Raw genomic sequence first — 25,136 nt, 5'->3', positions numbered from 1 at the left:
ATTTATAAGCAATGATGGGGACATGAATCATTTTTGATTTTCTTTTCAGAGAACAGGGTCACTGGCTGAGAGCCCTGAAGAATAGAGAATGATTTACCACCTCGGAGCAATTATGGGGAAAGTACAGTAACCATAATCGGGTAAGACCGTTATCTTTTTTGAGCGAAGCGAGACCGCTTCGGAATTAGGGTGGAACCACGACCGCACGCGTCACTTGTACAGGGATGAGTGTGGTCTTTTTTTATAGATCGTTTTCGTAAGCTGAGATCAGACAATTGAGAGGAGTGGTTGATTTCACAACAGACTATATAAAACACAAACCATTATAAAAAGAATAAAAAGCAATGAAGAGGACATGAATGGTTCTCAATTTCTTTCCAGAGAACAGGGTCACCGGCTGAGAGCCCTGAAGAATAGAGAATGATTTACCGCCTTTGAGCAATTATGGTGAAAGTACAGTAACCATAATCGGGTAAGACCGTTATCTTTTTTGAGCGAAGCGATACCGCTTCGGAATTAGGGTGGAACCACGACCGCACACGTCCCTTGCATGGGGATGAGTGTGGTTATTTTTATTTAATTAATTATTGGGAGGAATGATCATGTCAGTTCAATTTGAAGCAGAAAAAAGGAATCATCGTAAGCTTGGTGCACAACTTGAATTATTTATGGCGATGGAAGAAGCACCGGGAATGCCCTTCTTCCTGCCGAAGGGTATGACTATCAGAAATGAACTTGAGAAGTTTTGGAAGGAAGAGCATCGAAAAGCAGGTTATGAGGAAATAAAGACTCCTGTCATGATGAAACAGGAGTTGTGGGAACAGTCTGGCCACTGGCAGCATTATCATGAAAATATGTATTTCTCGAATGTTGATGACCAATCGTATGCGATCAAGCCGATGAATTGTCCGGGTGCGGTATTGATTTATAAAAGCAAGAGAAGGAGCTACCGTGAGCTGCCAATTCGGTATGGAGAGTTAGGGTTAGTTCATCGTCACGAGCTTTCTGGTTCATTAAGCGGGTTGCTCAGGGTCAGGTCTTTCACACAAGATGACGCACATTTATTCGTTCTTGAGGATCAGGTCCAGTCGGAGCTGAATAACGTTCTCGATTTGATAGATCTTTTTTATTCCAAGTTTGGTTTTCAATATAAGATTGAGCTTTCCACTCGCCCTGAGGAGTACATGGGGTCGATCGAGATGTGGAATAAAGCGGAAGATGATTTGGAAAGAGTTTTGCTGGAGAGGAATGCAGATTATCAAATCAATGAAGGAGACGGCTCATTTTACGGACCGAAGATCGATTTTCATCTTGTGGACTCCATCGGACGAAGCTGGCAGTGCGGTACTGTGCAACTCGATTTCCAGATGCCCGAAAAATTCAATTGCGAATATATAGGGGAAGATAATAAAGTACACAGGCCAATCCTGATTCACCGAGCCATTTATGGATCAATCGAGCGCTTTATGGCCATACTCATAGAACATTATGAAGGGAATTTCCCGATGTGGCTTGCTCCGGTGCAGGTAAAAGTGCTGCCGATATCTCAGGAACAATTCGAATACGCTCTCAAGTTGAAACGGCACCTCGAGGATGAAGGAATCAGAGTGGAAATAGATGATCGAAGTGAGAAAATCGGTTATAAAATCAGGGAGGCTCAAATGGCCAAAGTCCCTCATGTAATGGTGGTCGGAAACAAAGAAATTGAAGATGGGAATGTGTCGTTGAGGAATCGTGAAGGTAAATCCGAGGTTGTAAATCTGGAAAAAGCGATTCAATTTGTGATGAATGAATTGGAAAAGTAGAAAATTGAATAGATAAATGAAAACCCGCCTATATAGGCGGGTTTTCATTAAAATACATTGCTGTTCTTTTTCGGCTCATCAAGTGTCATTTGCTCAAGTTCAAGTTTCATTTTTTCTGTTTCAATGACAAAGTTTTCATGTTTTAATTGTTCAAGCTTGAGTTGATCTTCAAGCATTTTTTGCTTGATCTTTGACTGCTTTTGCATATGATCTGTGAAAATAGCAATGATAGGAATGGAAAAAATCATGATAACTGCAATGGTCCCAGTCATTTTTTACCTCCTTGTCTCATTGAAAACCCTTCATTTTTCATACTTGATAGTAAAATTATAACAAATATAGAAGGGCTCGTATATAAGATCCTTTACTTAATCTTTGGAACAATTAAAACCCGCTGGTAATTACAATGTTAAGTTTTCATAAAGCTAGCTTTTTAAAAGAGTGGGCACGAAACAGATGAATATTGAAGCTATAACGGACCTGCAATACATTTTACATATACCTTGTGGAAATAGGGGAAAAGGAAGAAATTTGGACTAATACCTTTATGTTCTATGAAAAAATGGTATTCTATAAGTATGATTAGATTTAGACTGGAGATTACATATGCGATTCACAAAGAAAATACCTAATACGCTGACATTGGGCAATTTATATTGCGGTTTTTTATCGATTGGGTTTGCAGCTAATGGTCAGTTCAAGAATGCTGCTATATTGATTATTATTGGAATGATGCTTGACAGTATGGATGGTCGGTTAGCGAGGATGCTTGATGCTGACAGTACCCTCGGGAAAGAGCTCGACTCGCTGGCAGATATCGTTACATTCGGGGTAGCCCCATCGTTCCTGGTTTACTATACTTCCTTTTATCAATTTGGATTACTTGGTTTTTTTGTTGCAGGACTGCTGCCATTGTTCGGCGCATACCGCCTGGCACGCTTCAATACGAGTCCGCCTAAAACCTCACTTCAGTATTTTATAGGTGTCCCGATCACAGCAGCAGGAGGAATACTGGCCATTTTGACTTTATTCGGAGACCGTATCCCGAATATCGTGACATCTGTCATTTTTACCGCCATGTGTTTTTTAATGGTAAGCAGGATCCGTATTCCAAGTTTCAAGGAAATACCGCTCCCAAAGTATGGAACGATTGTGACCATATTTATCGGTGCACTATTATACGTCATTTATAAAGGAACGTATGAGCAGTTCCCTTATTTGATTTATATTGCTGCCCCGTTATACTTCGCGTATGTTACCTATCGTTTTATTAAAAGAGGAAAACATGAATAACATACAAAAAAGCATTGGAGACTCCAATGCTTTTTTTAATTCACAGAAGGTACGAACACTTTTTCCTGCCACTTATGATAGAAATAAATGATAATTGAGATACTGACAATCACCAGCAGATACTGCCATGGTGTGATATTTTTGTAATTTGCAATTCCCAGTGTATCTAATAAAGGCAGAGCTGCATAGCACATAAAAACATCCATGATGATATTGATAAGCAAATAAAGACCGAATCGATGATGAGTGAAACGGAATATCCAAAACGTGCCTACGGCAAATAACCCATATGCAAAGCTCACATCAATCATATATCCCCAAGGCACAATATATTCATGTATCTCCCACCAGTCATACGTATATGCGATTTGAAAGACAATGGTCATCAATAAACAAGTAAAGATTGTGACCGGAATGAACCTTCTGATAGTATCAGGTTTGGCAAAGAAGAGGGAGAACCAGGGGAGAAGAAATCCTATAAAGAGTAGAATTTTTGCTGTCATATAAAAACTCCCATTTACGTAGTTACTATCTATTCTTACGTTAAAGGAGAAGGATATACATATAAATTGATGTGGCTTTATGTTTGATAAACGAAATCCAGCAACAATCTCTCCCTTCGATATCCATTACACCATTTAGTTCTTTTTAATCAAATAAAGTATATCGCGTAATAACATTGGCTATTTATTGATATACTTTATAGGTTTTACTTTGATTGATAAGGAGCGATGCTATGTTAAAGAAAGTTTGGCTGCTGGCTGCTGCGTTTTTTTTGATGTTTCCATCCTGGAGTATGGCCGGGGATTTCGGAAAAGACGATCCTTCTGGGGTACCGGGACAATGGTATGTTGGTACGACTCCATCATATGTGGCACCTTCTAAACACCCGGTTTTATTTGTACATGGTTTGAATTCGTCTTCCAATACATGGTGGAACGAAAATAACATGTATGATACAGCTTATCAAAATGGCTATGAGACAGCATTTATCGATCTCTACCCGACGAAAACAATGTGGGATAATGGTGCTCTATTAGCAGGTAGAATCCGTGATATATATAATTATTTCGGAGAAAAAGTGGTCATTGTAGCTCATAGTAAAGGCGGCATAGATGCACAATCTGCACTTGTTCATTATGGGGCTTATCCTTATGTAGCACGGGTGATTACACTTTCTTCACCTCACAAGGGGTCAGAGCTTGCCGACCTTGCATATAGCAGCTGGGCTGGCTGGCTTGCAGGGATACTTGGAAGTAAAAGTGACGCAACTTACTCTCTTCAGACAGGTTATATGAATTATTTTCGTGACCAAACGGATACACACAGTAACGTAGGAAGAGTCCCTTTCTATACTTTTGCCGGGACGAAGTGGGGGAGCTTTGGTAGTTCACTTTATTGGGGCGGTTTATATCTTAGCACATATGGCAGTAATGATGGTGCGGTTACAGTGAACAGTTCTCGCCTGCCCTATGCAGCACATCTTGGCACAAGTACCTGGAATCACTCAACGATCAAAGAAGGGTCTTCCACATTCAATCAGTTTAAAAACTATTTGAACGAAAGCTCTCCATCGAGTTCTGGTTCTGGTGTTCAAAGTATTGATTCTTTAGTTGAATCTGCTTCGTCTTATATCCGGGGAGGGGTGTATAAAGGAAATAGACATGAAAAAATTCTTGTTGAGGAGGGAACTGAAGAAATTACGATTGACTGGATCAGCAACCGTAAAGATACGTCGTTGACCCTTGAAGATTCTGTTGGAAAGAATACGAATATAGTTAATACAACCGCAGATGAAAGTGGATTATTCGAAGGTGCATATCACCACAGTGTGACCATTCCTGATCCAAAAGCAGGGGAATGGATTTTACATGCAAACACCCCCGAAGAAGAACACTATTTGATGAATGTCACATACGCCAGTGAATTGAACGACTCAGTGAATATGCACATCAGCTCAGACACTATAAAAGTGAAGGAGAAAAGCAGCGAGGTTAAATTGAAAACGGAAATAACCAACGACTATTACAAAAACGGGAAACTTAAAACAGGAAAGATAATAATGAAAGATACCGCATTTAAACTGCCTAAACTTGGTGAAGGGGTCTACAGTATAACCCTGGATGTGGCGGGGAAGAAGGGTAACGATACGTTTAAGAGGACGATGATAAAGTCCATTTATGTGAATGATGAAGGGAAAATGCATTACCAGTAAATCGTAAACTTCAAAATCAGTTGGAAGCTCATGTAATGGGGCTTCCTTTTTTTGTGAGACAAGAGAATATCTCATATGAAAAGGGAGTTGTTTTCTTTGACAATCATTGGACACCTTTTTTATCTATTGCTAACCAACCGTATATTTAGTCCTTGGCACAAGGAATCATTTTACTTGACTTTTCGACATCAATAATAGTCATTTTTCACCATCCGCCCTTCCGTAACTTGGTCCTTTCGTTTCGTTTTTTCGAATAGAAAAGGGTTTATTGTCGAACGAATCAAATAAGTTTAGTGTACTGAAACAAAAAGGAGGAATACATATGAAGAACAAATGGATTAAAGGCACAGTATCCGGGGTATTGATGGCATCAGGAATCGCAATGACTGTTCCAACCTCACCTGTCTCAGCTGACGGACCAGAGTATAATGGTAATGAAACGATTAAGAATGAACGTTTACACAGTTACGAAGAAATGGTTAAACTGCTAGAACGACTTGATGCTAAGTCAGAAGCACTTTCACTTGAAGTATATGGGCAATCCGTAAAAGAACGCGATTTATATCTCGCAAAATTTGGAACAGACGAAAACAATCCTACGATTTTATATTTAACTCAGCAGCATGGGAACGAGGCACTTACGACTGAAGGAGCATTAAAATTCATTCAACATCTTACTTCTAATTCAAAAGAAGTAAAAGAAATGCTGGACAAGGTGAATATTTTAGTGGCACCACGCTTAAATGTTGATGGAGCGGAAGGAGACGTGAACTTTTCTTTGGAAGATTATGTGTCAGGCACGCATACCCGCTACAATGCAAATGAAGTGGACCTAAACCGCGATCATATTGACCGTGAGCAGCCAGAGACTCAGGCACTCCATGAAAATGTCCTGCAGAAGTATTCTCCTGATTACATGATCGACCTTCACCACCAGGGAGCGGAGACAACCCTTGGGGATACAGATGAGCTAGTATCGGGTTCGATTTTATATCCAACTAACGAAGAAGTAGATCCTCAAGTCGTAGAAAAGTCCAAGCAGCTTGGGGCAGTCCTATACAATACTGTAGAAAGCAGAGGTTTCGGGACACTGTCGAAATATATCGGGGGTTCTGCTCAAACCATTTCCCGTAACGGCTTGGCTGCGGAATATGGAATCGCTACACTGCTTTTTGAAATGAGAGGTATGGCGGATCACTACCGTGAAGACTATATTCTTGGTCAAAAGAGCAACGGATATTTGATCAAGCAAGCCGTTATCGGAATGGAAGCGACTGCGAAAGCCATTGCAGATGGCTCGATCAATGAAGCAGATACTTCTTTCTGGGATACTTTACCTGAGAGTTCCTATAATCACAGTGAGCATGAATAACTTGTAAAATGAAAGTGCGATCCCTTGAGGGGATCGCACTTTTTTAAGAAGAGTATTGATCAATGAATTTAGCATATTCATCCGCGGCAATTAGTGCACCCTTACTATTCAAATGGACACCATCGAGCGTATATCTCAATCCCCTTTTGGCAGAGAGTTGATCAATTTTATAGGGGTTTTTATAGAAAAGGGCGTCTTTCATGATACTGAATACATTGGTATTGATAAAGTCACTGCTTGAACCGTCAGAAAGATGTTCTTTAAATACTTCATACATATTGAGTAATTCAACGGTATTATGTTTGCTTGTAATAAATTGAATGACAATGGACAGCTCATGTAATTCCCTGTTGGGTTCACTATCGGTTTGTTCACCGATCAATGCCGGGGTTACAACAATCACGTGTTTGGAGTGGAGGGATAAACAGACAAATGTTTTTCAAACAATTCCCTGAATTCCTCGTGATCACTGACAGGAGGCTGGGCTTGAACTTTCATTAGTTTGGAGTAAACGTCATTAACACCTATCCATAAAAAAGACAGGTCATAGCTTGTGGTAATTGGATCTTTCGCCAATCTTTCATACAAACTTTTGATCGTTTCACCAGGTTTACCCTGATTATCAAAATCATGATGGGGAAATCTTTCTTTCAATAACTTAACAAATGACACACCCGGTATTCCTTCAGTCAAGCTATCTCCAAACAGACCTATTTTCATAAAAATGCCCCCTTTTATTGCAGTATACAATATTTACCTAATGGTAGGTTGTTAATGTTGACATCTGTTGAAAAACTGACATATGTCGGACAATCACTTTAACACTTTAAATAAATGCGGGACGGGCCTTTGAGAGGTTGTATTTATATGAGATATGGGTTAACAAACCATGGTAAACTATTAGTATATGTGGAAGGGGAGGTCTAAGGATGTACGAGAATTTTGAAGTGAACATTACACCTTTTAATAGGAAGAGACAGGTTCGTGTCTACCTACCTAATACATATTATGGAAATGGGGCGGAACACTACCCTGTCTTATATATGCATGACGGACAGAACCTTTATAGGGATGAAGATGCAGGGTACGGAATGGCTTGGAGAATCGGGGATTATCTTGATAAAAGTGATCTGGATCTGATTGTAGTGGGGATTGACTGTAATGAGGGTTCAAAAAGATTGGATGAGTACGGGCCGTGGCCAAGTAATGAAATGACCGATGTATTTTCTTCTGATTGCCAGTCAATCGGAGGGGAAGGAAAGGAGTATATCGATTATATTGTTCATGAATTAAAGCCGATGATCGATGAGAAATATAGGACACTGACAGATGAAACAAGCATGGCTGGCAGTTCAATGGGTGGACTTATTTCAACTTATGCAGCATGTGTCTATCCTCATATTTTTAAAAAGATAGCTTCTCTTTCATCAGCTTATTGGTTCAATCAGAAGGAGATCGAGGACCTGATAAAAGAAAGTGACTTATCAAATATCAAACGGTTCTATTTGGATATAGGAACGAAAGAAAATTCAGAAAGCATTGACGATCTTACATACATAAACTCAAGCAGGGACATATATCATTTGCTTCGGGAAAAGGTTCAGGATTGCCGATTTGAAGTTGTGGAAGGTGCTGTGCATAATGAGTTGGCATGGAGAGAGCGCGTGCCACTGATATTCAGTTATTTATATAAATGAATTCACAATTTTACTTAAGAAAAAAAGGATGAAAAGAGCTTGAGGGATAATCCTCAAGCTCTTTCTATTTCACGATCATGACAGGGCATTTCGCCCGTTTTGCAACTTTATGGCTAACGCTTCCGAGCACCATTTCCTGAAACGTATTGAGGCCGCGGCTTCCGATCACTAGCGCATCATATGTATACTTGTTTGCGAATTCAACTATCGTGGGTCCGGGTTCTCCGTGCAAAATGATTGTTTGGTATTTCACTTCAGCATGTTTCGCTTTTTGTTCAATCAATTGAAGTTTATATCTTCTTTTATCTGAGGTATCGGTGCCCCAATGCTGAAGCACATCATCTTTAGATTGTTTGGCGTCAATCACATAAACAATGTTAATTTCCGCTCCGGTCTGTAAGGAAGCAAGTGCAATTGCTTTATCAGCAGCTCTGATTGAATGCTCAGATCCGTCAGTGGCAAGCAATATTTTTTTAAACATAGAAATCCCCCTCAATGATTGAACTTTCTAAATATATTCTATTTTACACCTTTTTTCACATAATAAAATGCATCTTTTTTTACATTTATTCAATTTAGCAGAAAACATAAGGAAAACGGAATAAACAAGTGATAATCATAGGTGACGACGCTTTCATAAGAGGTTCACAAAAAGATATATCCATTATATAATGTGCCTTGTGTAAAACGGCCCCGACTTTCATGAGAGTTGAAAGTCAAGACAAAAAATTAAAAGAGGTGCATTATGAATTTATCTTCAAAAATTAAATATGAATGGTTTGGAAATATCCGCGGGGACATCCTTGCAGGGATGGTCGTAGCGATGGCATTGATTCCTGAAGCGATTGCATTTTCGATTATTGCCGGTGTCGATCCAATGGTCGGTTTGTATGCTTCATTCTGTATTGCAGTTGTCATTGCGTTTGTCGGTGGACGACCAGGAATGATTTCTGCAGCTACGGGTGCAACAGCTTTATTGATGACAACATTGGTGGCTGAACACGGACTAAAATATTTACTTGCTGCTACTATCCTGACAGGTGTGATTCAAATTCTCATGGGTGTCCTTAAATTAGGCCGCTTAATGAAATTTGTTCCACGTTCTGTCATGATTGGATTCGTTAACGCATTGGCAATCTTGATTTTTGCAGCCCAATTGCCGCATTTTGTTGGAGAAGAATGGATCATGTATGTGATGGTGGCTGCGGCTTTGGCCATTATCTATATTCTCCCGCGTTTTACGAAGGCAGTTCCTTCACCGCTTGTGGCAATCATTGCTGTATCGATTTTTTCTGTTATGGCAGGTACAGGGGTAAGGACAGTAGGAGATATGGGTCAGCTAACCCAAACACTGCCTGTTTTCTTGATTCCGGACATTCCATTTACCTTCGAGACGCTTCAAATCATCTTCCCTTATTCATTATCGATTGCCATTGTCGGCTTGGTTGAATCATTGCTGACTGCTTCTATTGTGGATGATATGACGGATACGACAAGTGATAAGAATAAAGAAGCAAAAGGACAGGGTATGGCCAACATCGTATCAGGATTTTTCGGAGGTATGGCAGGATGTGCAATGATCGGACAATCTGTCATCAATGTTAAATCCGGCGGCCGAGGAAGACTATCTGCTTTTGTAGCAGGAACATTCTTAATGATCCTGATTCTGCTCTTAAATGATTTCTTAGTTCAAATACCAATGGCAGCTCTCGTAGGAGTCATGATCATGGTATCGATTGGAACATTTGATTGGGGATCCGTAATGAACCTCCACAAAACGCCAATCACGGATACAATTGTCATGCTGGCTACAGTAATTACAGTGTTATTCACGCATGACTTATCAAAAGGAGTCCTGGTAGGAATCATTTTAAGTGCAGTTTTCTTTGCTTCCAAGATTTCAAAAGTGAAGATTACGACAATGGCATCGGAACAAACTCATAAGAAAGTATACCGGGTGTCAGGACAACTATTCTTTGCTTCCGTTACAGATTTCGTTGAAAGCTTTGATTTCACTGAAGATGTGAAGGAAGTTACATTGGACCTGACGAATGCTCATTTATGGGATGATTCAGCCGTTGGAGCGATTGATAAAATCGTGTTGAAATACCACCAGAACGGGGTTAAGGTCAACTTGGCAGGCCTTAATGCCGAAAGTAATAATTTAATGGATAAACTGGCTGTTCATAATAAGCCTGGTGGTCTTGATAAGGTTGTAAACCATTAGTGGTTAGACCGCATAGAAAAAACCAGCAGAGGTAATCTGCTGGTTTTTTTATTCTTCTTTCTATAGATTAATAGATTCCAACTGCATCAAATGAAAGGTTTACCGCATTGACTTCTGCTGAACCGCTGCCATATAGGTCCGTTGCCGCCTGTACTGCTGCCGCTCTTGCCTGACTGAATGTAGAGGATGAAGTGAGGTATACAGTATTCATGCGATAATAGATGTCACCAAGCTTCTCACGTCCGATGCCCGGTACGGTTACACCGTAGAACGTACCGCCTTCGCTTAATAGATAAGCTTGCTTGTTGATGATTCCAGAGTTGATGTGAACGCCGCCGTTATCCTGAGTTCCAGTGTAACGGACGGAGTAATGGTCAGGGTCACCGTATTTGCTCGGGTCGCTCATGGATCTGAGGGCATCCCCGCTTGTACCAGGAGTGTAAATGTCTTCACCGATTTCAAAATCAGGATTTGAACCTTTTTCAAATTCTACAAGTGTTCCAAATATATCGGAAATCGCTTCGTTCAATGCACCAGATTCGTTCTGATAAACGAGGTCGGAGGTGAAGTTAGTAACGGCATGTGTGAGCTCATGCGCGACAACATCGATTCCGCCGGAAAGCGGTGCGAATGTGGTTCCGTCCCCATCACCATAAACCATCTGTGAACCGTTCCAGAATGCATTGTTATAACCGCTGCTGTAATGGACAGAAGAAACAAGTTCCGCTCCATTGTTGTCATAGGAATTCCGATTATAGTTTTCTTTGTAGAAATCATATGTTTGTCCCGCGAAGTAGTGAGCATCAACCGCAGCTGCATCATAAGAGTCGTTGAACACATTATCACTATCTGCCCACAGCGATCCCGGCAGGAAGAACTGAGGGAAGAAGGTCATGTTATCCATGTCGTATGTATAAACTCCTCCTCCACGGGTATTGTCCTGCAGATAATAAGTGCTTCCGGAAAGTGTAGTATTCAGCTGTTTCGTTCCGCCAAGTACACCTGTGCCTGTACCGACTTGATTCGTCCCGCTGACTTCGTGCATATCATTGTATTTGTTGAGGATTTCCCCGGTTTTTGTATCGATGAAATAGTTCCAGTTCCCCGGCTCGGGGTATAGGAAATTCAAGTTGATGAAGTATGCGTATCTGGGAGAATCACCATCTGTATAAATAACAAGCTCTGGATTTGCTTTCTTTTCGAGCTTTGGATCGATTCCTAAATCTTTTTTGGCGATTTTTAGTGCTTTATTCGCATTCACCTTTTTACTTGCCTTCAAGCTTTTCTTATTCAGATCGGCAGCCACTGCGCCTGAGAAGGCTTTGATGATACCATCTTCATTCACAACAGCTGATTGAGTGGAGCCCCAGACCGGGACACCTTTGAACATTTGCTGAAAGCGGACGACGGTGTAGCCGAGCTCATCTTTTTCCACAGATAAAACCTTGAACTGTTCTTTTGCACCTTTATCCGTTAACTTGAATGTTTGTTTGTTCTTTTCTAAATAAGAAAGAACGATGGATTCTGCATTTGCATTTGAAGGGGCGGACAGGACTCCTGAAACAAATTCAGGCGTACCAGCTTTTTCATTCCATTGAACATTTGCTTGGGACTGTGCACCGGCACTTCCTGTTGCAAGCATTCCCGTTATCAAACCTACCGACAAACCAACACCTGCTAACTTTCTCTTTTTCACATAATCTCCTCCTGTTTTTCATTTCTAAAAATTCTGTCAATAAAAGGTTAACATTCTATCATATCTTTTGGTATTGAGAAAAACAGGGACTATTTTAGTAGAAAAAATAGAGTGTTTTTCTGATGATTCAGGAAAATTTTCATGTAATTGACGGTTAAATGGATGAAGAATTGTTTATATGTCAAAATTGGATAATTATGTTATTGTGATATAAGAACAATACCAATAAAAAGAGGTGTTTGAATTGACGGATGATTTTTATTGTGAAGAGGTTTTGAGTGGAAAGACTGTTGTGAAAAAAGTGTATGAAACGGAAAACACACTGGCATATTATCATACTAAGCCTTATTACAAGCTGCATATTGTAGCAATCCCTAAGAAACACATTCCTTCCTTAACTGAGATAAAGGAAGAAGATCATCATTTATTCTTGGAATTAATGGATACTGTCAGAATGGTGGCAGATGATGTAGAAAAGGAATATGAGGCATGCAGAGTGATAACAAACCTGGGAAAATATCAGGATTCCAAACACCTTCATTTTCATATTGTTTCGGGAGAAGTCATTAACTAAAAAAACCCTCTGTTCCGGTTAGGAACAGAGGGTTTTTTGATAGATTAGTATCTTACAGCATCATAAGAGTTGATGCGGCCATGCTTGAAGTAGGAACCAGTGCCGCTGATCGGATCCGCAGTTTGTTCGATCGCCTGGCGGATTTGAACGTTGTTACGTCCCTGTGATGCAAGAAGTCCGGCAAGACCAGCCACATGCGGGGAAGCCATTGATGTACCTGACATGTATGCGTACCCGTTATTAGGGATTGTTGCAGCAATGTTGACACCCGGTGCTGTTACATCTACCCATGTGCCATAATTTGAGAATGAAGCTTTACGGTCAGAACTGTCTACAGCGCCAACTGCGATGACATTTGTATAAGAAGCAGGTTCAAATGTAGTGGATACTCCGTCGTTTCCTGCAGCGGCGATCACCACACTGCCTTTATTCCATGCATAGTTAACTGCGTTTTCAAGGGTAGGAGTGGAACAATCACAGCCTAAAGAAAGGTTGATGACTTCAGCACCTTGGTCTGCGGCATAACGGATACCATCAGCGATATCTGCTAATGATCCGTTTCCGTTTGCATCCAGCACACGAACGGCAAGGATTTTAGTATTAGGGGCCATGCCTGCGATACCTGTGCTGTTATTCGTTTCAGCTGCAGCTGTACCGGCAACGTGAGTACCATGTCCATTCAGATCCATAGGGTAATAATCATTATCTACGAAGTCATAGCCGCGGATCGTTTTACCGTCCAGGTCAGGGTGGTTATAATCTACGCCTGTATCAAGAACCGCGATTTCCTGTCCGCTGCTGCCGCGGGTATAATCCCATGCGTAATTAGTGTAGGTATTTTGAGGACCGTATTGATAGCCTTGATAGTACGTATCATTAGGTGTCCATGTTCCGGAGAATTTGTAATTAGGCTCTGCGTATTCAACATTCGGATTGTTGTTCAATGCTTTAACAACTGCTTCAACATTACCAACCTTAAGAACTTTGAAAGGAGATTTAACTGCATCTGTGTCTTCGACCTCAGAGACCTTCAAACTTTTAAGCACATTTCCTTTTGCTGAAGTCGAAGCAGAATCCTTAAACTTTACAATCACTTCACCGTTAACATATTCATTTTGATCAAGACTTTTATTTACGGATGTATTTTTTGTTGCGGTGTCCAAAGAAGTGGAATCCTTCGCAAAAGCACTCCCGCCAAAGCTTGGGAAGATCGTGAGTGATGCAGCTAATGATAAAGCGGCTATTTTCTTAAACTTCATAAATGTATTCCTCCATTTTCTTTTTTTAGAGTGTTCCGATTTCACAACGACAAATGAATTTGCTTGCCTTATTTTTTCTCCTTTCCATTAAGTTTGGAGATGCTGTTGAAGAAGTGTCCTGGTATGTAGTGCATCTCGCTAAATAGGATTCTAGCAAACAATAAAAAAATACAAAATACCTGCAACGTTCAACTTTTTGGTTATAAAAGGAAATTGAAATACCAAAAATTAAAAAATTCACTCAATTCATGAAAAGTTTCCTTAAAACGGCAATTATTGCACCATTTCGTATAGGAAATCAGTCACGCCTTTTCTCAACCTGATAGAGTAAATTTTTTTCTATTACAGAGAGATTCATAAGTTTGTATGGAGAATGATGACAATTAAGTGGTAAAATGACAATTATGAAGAGGGGGAGAGGCAATGCGTACAATAGTCATTTCAGGAGGAGGAAATGAACAACAGACAGAGGCGATTGATCGTCATTTTGTATCCTTACTGAATCCCGCCATTCCTCTTTTATATATCCCGGTGGCAATGGAGTCGCCTTCAGTTTCATACGAAGAGTGCTACGAGTGGATAACGGGGGTCTTCAGTCCTCTTGGAGTAGATCATATTGAAATGTGGACAGATTTAGAAAATAAGAGTCTGGCAGATCTTATGGGCTTTTCGGCTGTCTATATTGGCGGAGGGAATACATTTCATCTGTTAAAAATACTGAATGATACACATTTTTCAAGGGTGATAAATGATTATCTAGAGAATGGCGGAACTGTTTATGGAGGAAGTGCCGGGGGAATTGTATTAGGCAGTCATATCATGACCTGTGCGATCAATGATGCAAATAAGGATCATTTAGAAGATTATGAAGGTCTGGGCTTCATAGGACGCTATGCCGTGCTATGTCATTATGAAAAAGAGCAGCAGTCATTCATCAGGTCATTTATTCATGCGTTTCAAATTCCTGTCATCGCACTGTCAGAGGAGACCGGGTTATGTATACAGGGGTGTGATGTGAAAGTGATTGGAAATAAAAACGCAGTCGTTTTTGACGAAAGGGTAAGTTATGAGGTTGAAAGCGGTGCTTTGATTGAGGGAACGAAAAGACATTGATGAATAAACCTGTAGTTGAATTTGTGGATTATAATCCACAGTGGCAAGCACAATTTGAAATGGAGCAGAAGAAAATCCTTGAAGCTGCGGGTAAATGGATCATAGCTGTAGAGCACATTGGCAGTACGTCCGTGACCGGATTAGCTGCCAAGCCAATTATTGATATTCTGGCAGGGGTCCGGCAGATGGAAGATGCAGAAGAATTAATAAAGCCTCTCAGGTTGATTGATTATGAATATGTACCCAAACCAGAATGGGAAGACAGAAGATTTTTCAGAAAGGGTCTATGGGGCAAAGGGTCCCATCATATTCATGTGTGTGTGGCTGGCGGTGATGAATGGAAAGCAAAAATAGGCTTCAGAGACCTTCTCAGAGCATCCACACCTTACAGGGAAGAGTATGCTTCATTAAAAAAGAAGCTCGCACTGCAACATAAACATGATCGGTCACTCTATACAAAAATGAAAGAACCATTTATCCTGAAGGCATTAGAAATAGCAAACAGGCATCAAAGTTAAGATAGGTGATAAAAATGAATTTAAAACTACTGTTCATTCCCGCGGTCGGTATTCTGATCATGCTTGGTATGTTTGTGAGAAATGATTCCCGGACATTACATATTGAACAAACTGATTTACCTGTCAACAGAACATTGGCAATCGACATTTCTAAACGATACCTTGCCGGCTGGTGGAAACCATCAAAGAAGCTTGATGAAACACCATACGCAGCGAAAGATGTGTATCAAATGAGTGATGAAGTAATCGTTGAGCTTATAGATAAAAGAGATTCTTCATCGTGTGAAGGTTATGAAATCATCATTAATAAAAATACCGGAAGCGTTAAAAGCAAGGAAGACATCAATTATTGCAGGTAGAAGTTTTTCTTATGGAAGGTTGATGGATACATAATGAATAAAATATTATTTTTCTTCAGCTGTCTGTGCGCTTTTTTTGGCGTTGCGGTTTTGTTCCTTACCGGAATTCTTAATGCAATCATGCCTATGATGGGTAAGGCAGTGTTCCAGGCAGCTATGTCAGGAAGTTATTCTCCTGATGACTATGTAATGGATTTGACATTCATCAATTCGTCAGCAGTCATTTTGATTGTAGGAGGCGGATATAGTGCATATTTAATATATAAAAAGGGAATGTTGGAGAAGTAAACAAAGAATAGAAAAGGGGCAAATGAATTGAATGCCATTCAGGATTTCTGCAAGGAATTATTTTTTGATGTGCTTGCAGCAATAAAAGGATTTCTATATGGTTTAATCGTTGTTGGATTGACGATTGGAATGATCGGTGTCATGATTTATCTCTTTTTATATTTAAAAAACGTGATATTGTCATGAGGTCAATGATATTCAGTTTCCATCACAAAGGTCCTCGGCTCACTGTTTTTATGCACTGAGCCACGGGCTATTAAGATTTATAATCGTCAAAGTTCGATGATGAACGAATGAATGGCTGCATCCTTGCATTCAGGGAGGCCGCGTTTATTCATAGCCGAAATTCATATTAGTAATGGAAGAATTCAAGGAGACATTCATTATATTATACTAGCAATTATGCATTCTATTAGAAAAAAGACTGAATGAAGATGGGGGAGTTACGATGAATTACATATTGATTGATGTTCCAAGCAGTATAGAAACAGAGAGGCTGCGATTAAGGATGCCGATGCCGGGCGACGGCAAAGTAGTCAATGAAGCGATAAAAGCGTCACATGGTGAATTGAAGCCATGGCTGGGTTTTGCTCAAACTTTGCCTTCAGTGGAAGAAACCGAATCAAATACACGTGAAGCACATGCGAATTTCATAATCCGCAAAGCTCTCAGGTATCTCGTGTTTTGCAAAGAAACCAATGAATTCATCGGATCAACAGGCTTTCATAATATCGATTGGGATGTACCAAAGTTCGAAATCGGCTATTGGATCGATTCCAGAAAGAGCGGTAAAGGATATATGAGAGAAGCTGTAAACAGACTCACAGAACTTGCACTGACAGATTTAAATGGAAAGAGAGTCGAGATCCGTTGTGAAAGTGAAAATGTAAGAAGTAGAATGATTCCTGAAAAGCTTGGATATGAACTGGAAGGGATTTTGAAAAATGAAGATTTGTCAGTGGATGGAAAACGGGTAACAGATACATGTATTTATGGAATGATTAGATAAGATATTCTGTTGATATCAGTTGCTAGCAATTAGATAGCTAGATGCTGCATAGCGCTAACATCAAGGGAATGAATAAACCCGCTGCTTCAGCAGCGGGTTTAAGATGTTTGTTGTATCATCGATTGTTAGGGTCGTACTTCCATTCAACTGCAAGCATGCTGTATGTAACGATGTCCTCATAATGATCATATAACCACTGACCATCACGGGTAACCCCTTCTTTTGTAAAGCCCAGGCGTTCTGGGATTGCAATACTTCTTCCATTGTTGTCAGAGCATTGAATTTCCACCCGATTTAGTTTCATTTCAGTAAAAAGGTAGTCTAATAGAGCTGAAATGACAGTGGTTATGATTCCTTTTCCTTGTGAAAGCTCGGATAAAAAGTAACCGATACTGGTTGATTTCGTTTTCCAATCGATGTAATGCAGTCCAATCATTCCAACTAATTGACCTTTATAACGTATTCCTGCATCAAATCCATTATTATCAGCATAATTACGGATCCATATTGGGATGATGGGTTCAAAATCTGCGGGAGATTGACGTTTATCCACCCATTGAAGCCACCTCCGCAAGTGCTCCCTATTTGTATCTATTAATTCAAATAACTCCTCTTTATGGTGCTGCTGAAATAATTCTATCGAGATATCCTCATTGACTGTGAAAGAAAACATTGATCTCTCCCCTTTATAAAATTTAGAAAATTATACCATGAACGCCCTTAAACAGATAACCATTTTTTGTTTTATCAATAATTATGATGAAATTGTATATATCATTTATAAAGACAGGGAAAATGCACTGGTCTATTTTAATTTTCGCCTACATTAGCAGCGTGGAACTGAAATCAACGTGCCGCTAGGTTCTTTTACAAAGATACGGAATTCCAATATTGTGTAAAGTTAATAAATCCCTTGAAACATGGCTACACTTTAAGTAGTATAGATAAGTAGAAAATTTGTAGAGTTTCGAAATGAGGGTTTTTAAATGGAGAAAACATCCATATACGGATTAACATTAGAACAATTGACCTCATGGCTGGTTGAGCACGGGCAGAAGAAGTTCCGTGCCACTCAGGTGTGGGATTGGCTATATAAAAAAAGAGTGACTGACTTTTCGCAAATGAAGAATGTAAATAGTGATTGCATTAAGTTATTAGAAGAGCATTTTCATATCCAGACGCTGAAACAGGAAATCAAACAGGAATCTAAGGACGGGACAATCAAATTCTTGTTCAAACTCGAGGACGGCAACCTGATTGAGACTGTATTGATGCGTTTCAATTATGGGTTGAGTGTGTGTGTAACCACACAGGTCGGCTGTAATATCGGCTGTACGTTCTGTGCAAGCGGATTGCTGAAGAAAAACCGTGATCTATCGAGCGGAGAAATTGTCGAACAAATCATGAATGTCCAGCACCATTTGGATGCACAGGGCAAGGATGAGCGTGTAAGTCATATCGTCGTGATGGGAATCGGAGAACCTTTCGATAACTATGATAATATGATGGACTTCTTCAGGGTGGTAAACGATCAAAAGGGTCTTTCCATCGGTGCCCGTCACATTACGGTATCGACAAGCGGTTTGGCGGATAAGATTTATACATTCGCCGACGAAAACATACAAATAAACCTGGCTGTATCCTTGCATGCACCGAATAATGAGCTTCGTACGAAGATTATGAAGATCAACCGTGCATATCCACTGGAAAAACTGATGCCGGCAATTGATTATTATCTGGAAAAAACGAATCGACGCATCACCTTTGAATATATCCTTCTGCGTGATGTGAATGATCATAAAGAAGAAGCCCTTCAGCTCGCTAAATTATTGAAAAACAAACGTCATTTATCCTACGTGAACTTGATCCCTTATAATCCGGTAGATGAACACAATCAGTATCAGCGCAGTACGAAAGACGCGATTGTAGGATTCTACGGCACACTGCTTGAGCACGGTATCAACTGTGGTGTCCGGGTAGAGCAAGGAACTGACATTGATGCAGCTTGCGGTCAGTTAAGAAGTAAGCAGATTAAGAAGGATAAAGAAAAAATAAAATCCTGATAACTCCTTTAAAACACACGAATTCTGATGAGTTCGTGTGTTTTTTTATGAGTGAAATATATTTCCAAGTTATTCACCGCAATTATTCAAATCTGGAATACACCTTGCAATGAATTCACGAATTATAATAATTATTTATTGAAAAACAATAAACAAAGCGCTATAATGTAAAAAATGGAAATGTTGAGGGGGTCATGATGAAACAAGCAACAATTGTCTTTTTGAAGTCTGCCATCATTATTATCGCGTTGGTTGTTTTATGCATAAGTCTGTTTGGGCTTCCCAAACTTGCATCATTTTCGGCGTATGCCAATCCTGAGTTTGCATATCTGGAGAGGCCGGTACTTTTTGGGTTATACATGACTGAAATTCCTTATTATCTTGCTCTATATCAGTCATTCAAATTATTGGGATTCATTGAATCAAAAGAAGCATTTACTGTAGATGCTGTAAACATCCTAAGTCTGATCAAGGTGAATGCATGGGTCATTACTCTGTTGTATTTGATAGGTGCATTATTTCTGCTGTCACAGAAGGCGCTGCACCCAGGTGTGGTCATCATCGGAATTATCATCATCTTTGCATCAGTGACCATTTCAGTATTTGCGGCAGTATTACAGGGATTACTGAGTCATGCACTTGAATTGAAATCTGAAAATGACTTGACCGTGTGAGATGAGGACATGGCCATTTTAATCTATAACGATGTGATGCTGGCAAAAAGAATGATGACTGTCATCGAACTGAATGAGAAAGTCGGAATCACAACGGCGAAGCTGTCGGATAGGCAATAAGATTTTCAACATTGAAAGCAATCAGTAAAGCTCTGAATTGCCAGCCCGGGATATCCCCGAATATAGAAGTGAAACAGAAGGGTGAGGGAAGTAAATGAAGATTGATGCGGTCATCTTCGATATGGATGGGACACTATTTCAGACAGATCGAATATTAGAGTTATCTCTTGAAGACGCATTTGAACGATTGAGAGTGAGTGGATTATGGGAAGGGAACACCCCTGCGAGTAAGTATCGTGAAATTATGGGGGTACCACTTCCGAAAGTATGGGAAACTTTGTTACCGTGCCATTCGGATGAAGTGAGGGAAAGTGTGAATGAACATTTTTTGGAAAAGCTGATCGTTAACATACAACTGGGAAAAGGCGCATTATATCCTCATGTGATAGAGGCATTGACATATTTAAAACAACAGCAGTTGAGATTGTACATTGCCAGTAATGGGCTACCAGCTTACTTAGAATCAATCGTATCTCATTACGGACTTGACCGTTGGGTGGATGCTGCATTCAGCATTGAGCAAATTCAATCATTACATAAATCGGACTTGGTGCATATGATTTGTAAAGACAATGGTGTAAAAAGGGGGGCTGTCGTCGGAGACCGGCTCTCTGATATCAGAGCAGCAAAAGATAATGGATTAATGGCTATCGGATGCCGCTTTAATTTTTCTCAAGAGCAGGAGCTGAAACATGCTGATATAGTCATAGATGATTTAATGGAATTACAGGAACTGTTTGTTGTTGGTGAGGTTTTTAACGCTTCATCGGCCAGCGAGTGATGATCTTTGAATTGGCGGGTGGAACATGAAAAAATCAAGTTTGCTGTAGGGATGTTAATCATGAGTATGCTTATACCTCCTGCAGGATGTGAGATGAATTCAAACGAAGAAATTGAGTTCTACGATAATTTAGAAAGTACCGATTTATCAGGTGAGAATATCAATTCAGTAACAATGTCTTCAAATGAGGATGCTGTATTAAAAAGTTTCGGCGAGCCGGAAAAAGTTGATGAAATTTCCAACCCTAAGACCAAATATCTCATATACGATCATATTGAATTTGGATTAGAAAATAATGAAGTTTTCCGTTATTTCTTTACAGAGAACCATCGGACATCCAAAGGTATCGGCAAAGGAGATTCCAGGGAAGAGGTGATTGAAACTTACGGTCCCCATCATTATACAAGAACCGACACCGGATCGTACATTATAGGTTATGTTGATAAACAAAACGGGATCAAAATAGAATTCAGCTTCCATGAGAACAAATTGACCGGAACCATCCTCACAACAAGTAAGTGAATCCAAAGGCCAGTCCTTCCAGCTCTTTAATGCAAGGGAGGGACGGGCCTTTGGTATGTTGTATGCTTATGTTAATATGGATAATAGATTGAATTTTTTGTTTTTTATTAAATGGAGTCGTGCAAGTAGGTAATCAAGATATGTACTATTCCGACATTCGGAATAGAATTATCAAATAATAGAATAAAACAAAGAGGTGTCACAGTGGAAGACAAACATCATGAAATCACAATAATAGGTGCAGGCGTCAGCAGCATCTTCTTTGCGTACACGCTAATGAATATGAATAAGGATACACGAATACATATGATAGATATCGGCAAAGAGTTAAAGGAGCGGACGTGCGGTCTCGACGAAGGGATAGAATGTACGTGCAAAGGGACATGCAGCAAGTATGCAGGATTTGCAGGATTGGGAAAGTCAGAAGGTAAATTCAATTATACGAATGATTTTGGAGGAGACCTCCATAAAAAAATAGGTGAAGAGAAAACACTTCTTTTGATGAATGAAGTGGATGAGATTCTTTGTAAGTTTGGTGGAAGTGTAAGGGAAAAGTATAACACAAAGAACGCATTTCTTTCCGGGAAAGCAAAGAGTAATGGGCTGCATGTTCTATCAACAGAGGTAAGACATTTAGGGACGCGATTAGCGTATGAAGTCTTTCAAAATCTGTATGAAGTCATGCAGGAACGAGTATCCTTTACATTTGAAACAAAGGTGGAAGCAATAAGAAAACTTGACGATGGATTCGAGCTTCAAACGAATCGGGGAAATTTCAAGACCGGTCGAGTGGTTATTGGAACTGGAATGAGCGGCAGTATCTGGCTTAAAAATTTGATGGAGTCTTTCGGTGTCCGTCCAGGTGAAACGCGTCTGGATATGGGTTACCGTGTGGAAATGAAAGGTGATCAACTGCAGTCCATCCTCCAAGACACTTTCGAGACAAAATTAAAAATCAATAACAATCATTACGAGGCGACCACTTACTGTATGAATCCAAGAGGCCGCATCATTCGTAAATACCAGCACGGGCTGATCATGCCTGACGGTCAAAATGCACTTGAAAAGGATACTCCAAGTGCAAATTTGAATTTTACCTTGTTCGTCCCACAAAACTATCCTTCATACGAAGACGCGATGCATCAAGCAAAAAAAGTCATCGGGAAAATCAACAGCGGAAGAGACAGGATTGTTGTTCAGAGACTGGATGATTTCATAAGAAGTAGACAGACAGAAACACTTGCCCACAATGAAGTGAAACCATCCATAGAGTCAGAATGCGGTAATGCAAGAAGTGAGGTACCAGCTCTTTACGGAGATGCATTACTCGATTTTTTAAGTGCATTGGAAGACTTAATTGGGGAAGAGATTCATAGAGATACACTTATTTATGGGCTGGATGCAAAGTTTTATGAACCCAAGTTACATACGGATGAATACCTGGAAAGCGAGATTCCAGGCATTTATTTGATCGGTGACTGTTCGGGGGTCACTCATTCGCTTTCCCAGGCAGCTGCAAGCGGCATTTTTTTAGGAAAGCACCTTGCACTCAGGTAAACTCATGTTCCTCCGAAATGGGAATATATATAAACTTTTAGATAGACGTCATCCTCTGTAGTCACCACTTTATTGAATAAGGAGAAAACAAATGAAGGAAAAAGATGTTTTAGAAAGGATTTTCCACAGACACAGGGATAAGCTTACCGTGATTGGCATCGACGGGTTAAGCCGGTCTGGAAAAACGACGTACGTGAAAAACGCGGGGGATCTGTTGGAAGAATATCATATCGATTATGTATGCCTTCATATGGACGATTTCATTGAAGGACGCAGTAAAAGATATAATTCGGGGTTCGAAGAATGGAAAGAGTACTATTACTTACAGTGGGATGTAGAAAACCTTAGGAAAAACTTGTTCGTTAAACTTAAAAACTCTTCCCGGTTGACTCTTCAATATTATAATAATGAATCGGATGTTCATGTTACCAAACAATTTAAATTGCCTTCTAACGGAATAATTTTGATCGAAGGAGTATTTCTTCAACGAAAAGAGTGGAAGGGATATTTTGATTACCTCATTTATTTAGATTGTGAAAGAATGACTCGGTTTAGAAGGGAGAGTGAATTAACACAAATTCAGTTGGAAAAGTTCAAAAAACGGTATTGGAAAGCAGAGGATTATTACATGCAGAACATGCAGCCTGCAGTTAATGCCGATTATGTAATCAAAACATAGAGAAAGGAGTGTGGTTGTGATGATGGGGTTGTTATTAATCATTGTGCATGCAATTAGCATGACTTTGGCATTAGCCATATTTTTATCAATTTACAAGAATGATCCAGTAAAGGGGAAATGGTTTCTGACTACAATTATAGTATGGGGATTATTCAGTCTGTATAAACTATTCAATTTCTCTACAACATTGGCAATGATAACGATTTTGATGTATATGGTATTTGCGTATATTACAATCCGTTCACTTAAATTCAGTAAGCCTGCTGCATGAGGGAAATGCGGCAGGCTGGACATTTTCTGGTACGTAAAATACAGATGTACCTGATATTAAAGATCTTCACCATACTGTGCAGACTACATACTCGATAAATATACATAATCAGTTGTTATAGCTCTTTTAAGAACACAAAACTTCTTTTCTTATAATCCATCTTATTTTCATAGAATCGATGCGCATCCAGCCGCTGCAGACCGGAGGAGAGGGACACGATTTCATAACCGTGATCCTTAGCCCATACTTCAACATAGCATAACAGTTTTTGCCCATAACCTTTTGAACGTTCATTAGAATCAGTAACTAAATCGCATACCCAAATGAATCTTCCGTTATATAACGTAAACATTGGCATGAACCCAGTGACTGCAACGATTTTTTCGTCTTCATAAAGAGCTGCAAGTTTATACCCTTCAGTGACGACGGCTTCCTTTACTAATTCAAGAAATTCTTGTTGAGTCAAATGAATCCTGAGCTGTTTCATCACAGGGTAAGCATCAAGCCAATCTGCTTCTGTACTCAATTCTCTAATCGTTGCCATGATCATTCTCCCTTGTTTCGTTTATAAGAAGGCTGATCAATTAAGAGCAGCCCCTGTGAATTAATACTTCTCCTGCAATTTTTTAACTTCTTCCCTGTGAAAAGGAGAGCCCTCAACCTCGTTCACTACACTAAATGGATTCCCGTCCGGATCGAAGAAATCAAAGAATTTCATTCCACCAAACTCATCAATTTCAGACGTTTTTACCCCGTTTCTGTTAAAATGTGTATAAGTATCGTCGATATCAGCTACCAGAAAGTTAAAATATGAATTTTTCTTGTTTCCCTTAATTGTGAACTCCGATGGCTGCGGCTTTTCCACTTGTACCAACCCAAGCTGAGTCTGGCAGCTTGGAAAGTAAAAGCCGGCACCGCCATCCCATTCATCGATTAGTTTTACACCTAATAGATCTTCATACCATTTCTTGGATTTTTTTAAGTCTGTCACAGGAATAAATACACTTCCGACTTTGAACATACAAACACTCCTTAATAAATTGA

At 39.8% G+C, this 25,136-nt stretch carries 30 protein-coding genes and 1 other annotated feature; of the genes, 20 read left to right on the top strand and 10 right to left on the bottom strand.

Annotation, left to right across the window (positions count from 1 at the left end; genetic code table 11):
• The first annotated feature begins 335 nt into the window (after window positions 1-335).
• Window positions 336-550: a binding site (T-box leader), on the top strand.
• A gap of 52 nt (window positions 551-602) precedes the next feature.
• Complete coding sequence (gene thrS / locus ACXAFV_RS17005) at window positions 603-1,805, top strand: threonine--tRNA ligase (RefSeq protein WP_475128223.1); 1,203 nt, start codon at window positions 603-605, stop codon at window positions 1,803-1,805.
• Window positions 1,806-1,852: 47 nt separating this feature from the next.
• Here thrS and ACXAFV_RS17000 read toward each other — a convergent pair whose 3' ends face one another.
• Window positions 1,853-2,077, bottom strand: coding sequence for a hypothetical protein (locus ACXAFV_RS17000; RefSeq protein WP_475128222.1), 225 nt, complete (start codon window positions 2,075-2,077; stop codon window positions 1,853-1,855).
• A gap of 334 nt (window positions 2,078-2,411) precedes the next feature.
• Here ACXAFV_RS17000 and pssA point away from each other — a divergent pair, with 334 nt between their 5' ends.
• Window positions 2,412-3,098, top strand: a complete 687-nt coding sequence (gene pssA / locus ACXAFV_RS16995) for a CDP-diacylglycerol--serine O-phosphatidyltransferase (protein WP_475128220.1) — start codon at window positions 2,412-2,414, stop codon at window positions 3,096-3,098.
• A 35-nt stretch (window positions 3,099-3,133) separates the two neighbouring features.
• On the opposite strand, the gene ACXAFV_RS16990 is transcribed toward pssA, so the two are convergent.
• Window positions 3,134-3,601, bottom strand: a complete 468-nt coding sequence (locus ACXAFV_RS16990; RefSeq protein ID WP_475128219.1) for a hypothetical protein — start codon at window positions 3,599-3,601, stop codon at window positions 3,134-3,136.
• A 233-nt stretch (window positions 3,602-3,834) separates the two neighbouring features.
• On the opposite strand from ACXAFV_RS16990, the gene ACXAFV_RS16985 reads away from it, so the two are divergent.
• Window positions 3,835-5,313 (top strand): esterase/lipase family protein, encoded by a 1,479-nt coding sequence (locus tag ACXAFV_RS16985; RefSeq protein ID WP_475128218.1) that lies wholly within the window; start codon window positions 3,835-3,837, stop codon window positions 5,311-5,313.
• A gap of 322 nt (window positions 5,314-5,635) precedes the next feature.
• The gene (locus tag ACXAFV_RS16980; RefSeq protein WP_475128217.1) at window positions 5,636-6,685 is read left to right on the top strand and encodes a M14 family metallopeptidase; all 1,050 of its coding nucleotides are present in this window, start codon (window positions 5,636-5,638) and stop codon (window positions 6,683-6,685) included.
• Window positions 6,686-6,728: 43 nt separating this feature from the next.
• Here the strand turns inward: ACXAFV_RS16980 and ACXAFV_RS16975 are convergent, their stop codons facing one another.
• A complete protein-coding gene (locus tag ACXAFV_RS16975) occupies window positions 6,729-7,088 on the bottom strand; it encodes a hypothetical protein (RefSeq protein ID WP_475128215.1) in 360 nt (119 codons plus the stop codon).
• On the bottom strand, window positions 7,085-7,405 hold the full coding sequence (locus tag ACXAFV_RS16970) for an SGNH/GDSL hydrolase family protein (RefSeq protein WP_475128214.1): 321 nt from the start codon (window positions 7,403-7,405) through the stop codon (window positions 7,085-7,087). Before ACXAFV_RS16970 ends, ACXAFV_RS16975 begins: the two co-directional genes overlap by 4 nt.
• A 209-nt stretch (window positions 7,406-7,614) precedes the next feature.
• Between ACXAFV_RS16970 and ACXAFV_RS16965 the strand changes: the two genes are divergently transcribed.
• Window positions 7,615-8,382, top strand: coding sequence for an alpha/beta hydrolase (locus ACXAFV_RS16965; protein WP_475128213.1), 768 nt, complete (start codon window positions 7,615-7,617; stop codon window positions 8,380-8,382).
• A 64-nt stretch (window positions 8,383-8,446) separates the two neighbouring features.
• Here the strand turns inward: ACXAFV_RS16965 and ACXAFV_RS16960 are convergent, their stop codons facing one another.
• Window positions 8,447-8,863, bottom strand: a complete 417-nt coding sequence (locus tag ACXAFV_RS16960) for a universal stress protein (RefSeq protein WP_475128211.1) — start codon at window positions 8,861-8,863, stop codon at window positions 8,447-8,449.
• Window positions 8,864-9,127: 264 nt separating this feature from the next.
• On the opposite strand from ACXAFV_RS16960, the gene ACXAFV_RS16955 reads away from it, so the two are divergent.
• Window positions 9,128-10,609: a SulP family inorganic anion transporter gene (locus tag ACXAFV_RS16955; protein WP_475128210.1), complete on the top strand. Its 1,482-nt coding sequence runs from the start codon at window positions 9,128-9,130 to the stop codon at window positions 10,607-10,609.
• Between the two features lie 67 nt (window positions 10,610-10,676).
• Here the strand turns inward: ACXAFV_RS16955 and ACXAFV_RS16950 are convergent, their stop codons facing one another.
• Window positions 10,677-12,305 carry a M4 family metallopeptidase gene (locus ACXAFV_RS16950; protein ID WP_475128209.1) on the bottom strand — a complete coding sequence of 543 codons (1,629 nt, stop codon included), beginning with the start codon at window positions 12,303-12,305 and terminating at the stop codon, window positions 10,677-10,679.
• 244 nt (window positions 12,306-12,549) lie between these two features.
• Between ACXAFV_RS16950 and ACXAFV_RS16945 the strand changes: the two genes are divergently transcribed.
• Window positions 12,550-12,879, top strand: a complete 330-nt coding sequence (locus ACXAFV_RS16945; protein ID WP_475128208.1) for an HIT domain-containing protein — start codon at window positions 12,550-12,552, stop codon at window positions 12,877-12,879.
• 44 nt (window positions 12,880-12,923) lie between these two features.
• Here the strand turns inward: ACXAFV_RS16945 and ACXAFV_RS16940 are convergent, their stop codons facing one another.
• Window positions 12,924-14,138, bottom strand: coding sequence for a S8 family peptidase (locus ACXAFV_RS16940; RefSeq protein ID WP_475128207.1), 1,215 nt, complete (start codon window positions 14,136-14,138; stop codon window positions 12,924-12,926).
• Window positions 14,139-14,561: 423 nt separating this feature from the next.
• On the opposite strand from ACXAFV_RS16940, the gene ACXAFV_RS16935 reads away from it, so the two are divergent.
• The 6 genes from ACXAFV_RS16935 to ACXAFV_RS16910 all read left to right on the top strand — a co-directional run bounded on the left by ACXAFV_RS16935 (window position 14,562) and on the right by ACXAFV_RS16910 (window position 17,425).
• Window positions 14,562-15,251, top strand: a complete 690-nt coding sequence (locus ACXAFV_RS16935; RefSeq protein ID WP_475128206.1) for a Type 1 glutamine amidotransferase-like domain-containing protein — start codon at window positions 14,562-14,564, stop codon at window positions 15,249-15,251.
• Window positions 15,251-15,769 carry a GrpB family protein gene (locus ACXAFV_RS16930; RefSeq protein ID WP_475128204.1) on the top strand — a complete coding sequence of 173 codons (519 nt, stop codon included), beginning with the start codon at window positions 15,251-15,253 and terminating at the stop codon, window positions 15,767-15,769. The genes ACXAFV_RS16935 and ACXAFV_RS16930 overlap by 1 nt, the downstream gene beginning before the upstream one ends.
• A gap of 14 nt (window positions 15,770-15,783) precedes the next feature.
• Window positions 15,784-16,128, top strand: a complete 345-nt coding sequence (locus tag ACXAFV_RS16925; RefSeq protein ID WP_475128203.1) for a hypothetical protein — start codon at window positions 15,784-15,786, stop codon at window positions 16,126-16,128.
• Between the two features lie 33 nt (window positions 16,129-16,161).
• The gene (locus tag ACXAFV_RS16920; RefSeq protein WP_475128201.1) at window positions 16,162-16,416 is read left to right on the top strand and encodes a hypothetical protein; all 255 of its coding nucleotides are present in this window, start codon (window positions 16,162-16,164) and stop codon (window positions 16,414-16,416) included.
• A 27-nt stretch (window positions 16,417-16,443) separates the two neighbouring features.
• Entirely contained in the window at window positions 16,444-16,602 is a 159-nt protein-coding gene (locus ACXAFV_RS16915) for a hypothetical protein (RefSeq protein ID WP_475128200.1), read from the top strand.
• 262 nt (window positions 16,603-16,864) lie between these two features.
• The gene (locus tag ACXAFV_RS16910) at window positions 16,865-17,425 is read left to right on the top strand and encodes a GNAT family N-acetyltransferase (RefSeq protein WP_475128199.1); all 561 of its coding nucleotides are present in this window, start codon (window positions 16,865-16,867) and stop codon (window positions 17,423-17,425) included.
• A gap of 115 nt (window positions 17,426-17,540) precedes the next feature.
• Here ACXAFV_RS16910 and ACXAFV_RS16905 read toward each other — a convergent pair whose 3' ends face one another.
• On the bottom strand, window positions 17,541-18,098 hold the full coding sequence (locus ACXAFV_RS16905; protein ID WP_475128198.1) for a GNAT family N-acetyltransferase: 558 nt from the start codon (window positions 18,096-18,098) through the stop codon (window positions 17,541-17,543).
• 313 nt (window positions 18,099-18,411) lie between these two features.
• Here ACXAFV_RS16905 and rlmN point away from each other — a divergent pair, with 313 nt between their 5' ends.
• The 7 genes from rlmN (at window position 18,412) to ACXAFV_RS16870 (ending at window position 24,092) form a co-directional block, all read left to right on the top strand.
• Window positions 18,412-19,488, top strand: coding sequence for a dual-specificity RNA methyltransferase RlmN (gene rlmN, locus ACXAFV_RS16900; protein WP_475128196.1), 1,077 nt, complete (start codon window positions 18,412-18,414; stop codon window positions 19,486-19,488).
• A 197-nt stretch (window positions 19,489-19,685) separates the two neighbouring features.
• A complete protein-coding gene (locus ACXAFV_RS16895; RefSeq protein ID WP_475128194.1) occupies window positions 19,686-20,162 on the top strand; it encodes a DUF2975 domain-containing protein in 477 nt (158 codons plus the stop codon).
• A 214-nt stretch (window positions 20,163-20,376) separates the two neighbouring features.
• Window positions 20,377-21,063 (top strand): HAD family hydrolase, encoded by a 687-nt coding sequence (locus ACXAFV_RS16890; protein ID WP_475128192.1) that lies wholly within the window; start codon window positions 20,377-20,379, stop codon window positions 21,061-21,063.
• 60 nt (window positions 21,064-21,123) lie between these two features.
• On the top strand, window positions 21,124-21,585 hold the full coding sequence (locus ACXAFV_RS16885; protein WP_475128191.1) for a hypothetical protein: 462 nt from the start codon (window positions 21,124-21,126) through the stop codon (window positions 21,583-21,585).
• Between the two features lie 276 nt (window positions 21,586-21,861).
• Entirely contained in the window at window positions 21,862-23,142 is a 1,281-nt protein-coding gene (locus ACXAFV_RS16880; protein ID WP_475128513.1) for an NAD(FAD)-utilizing dehydrogenase, read from the top strand.
• 91 nt (window positions 23,143-23,233) lie between these two features.
• A complete protein-coding gene (locus tag ACXAFV_RS16875; protein ID WP_475128189.1) occupies window positions 23,234-23,821 on the top strand; it encodes a kinase in 588 nt (195 codons plus the stop codon).
• 19 nt (window positions 23,822-23,840) lie between these two features.
• Window positions 23,841-24,092 carry a hypothetical protein gene (locus ACXAFV_RS16870; protein WP_475128187.1) on the top strand — a complete coding sequence of 84 codons (252 nt, stop codon included), beginning with the start codon at window positions 23,841-23,843 and terminating at the stop codon, window positions 24,090-24,092.
• Between the two features lie 115 nt (window positions 24,093-24,207).
• Here ACXAFV_RS16870 and ACXAFV_RS16865 read toward each other — a convergent pair whose 3' ends face one another.
• Window positions 24,208-24,636 carry a GNAT family N-acetyltransferase gene (locus ACXAFV_RS16865; protein ID WP_475128186.1) on the bottom strand — a complete coding sequence of 143 codons (429 nt, stop codon included), beginning with the start codon at window positions 24,634-24,636 and terminating at the stop codon, window positions 24,208-24,210.
• A gap of 60 nt (window positions 24,637-24,696) precedes the next feature.
• Entirely contained in the window at window positions 24,697-25,113 is a 417-nt protein-coding gene (locus ACXAFV_RS16860; protein ID WP_475128184.1) for a VOC family protein, read from the bottom strand.
• Between the last annotated feature and the right edge of the window lie 23 nt (window positions 25,114-25,136).

The sequence above is a fragment of the Rossellomorea sp. ABR4_012 genome (assembly GCF_056159545.1).
The sequence above is the reverse complement of the archived record's forward strand: the minus strand, read 5'-3'. Positions and strand labels throughout refer to the sequence as shown.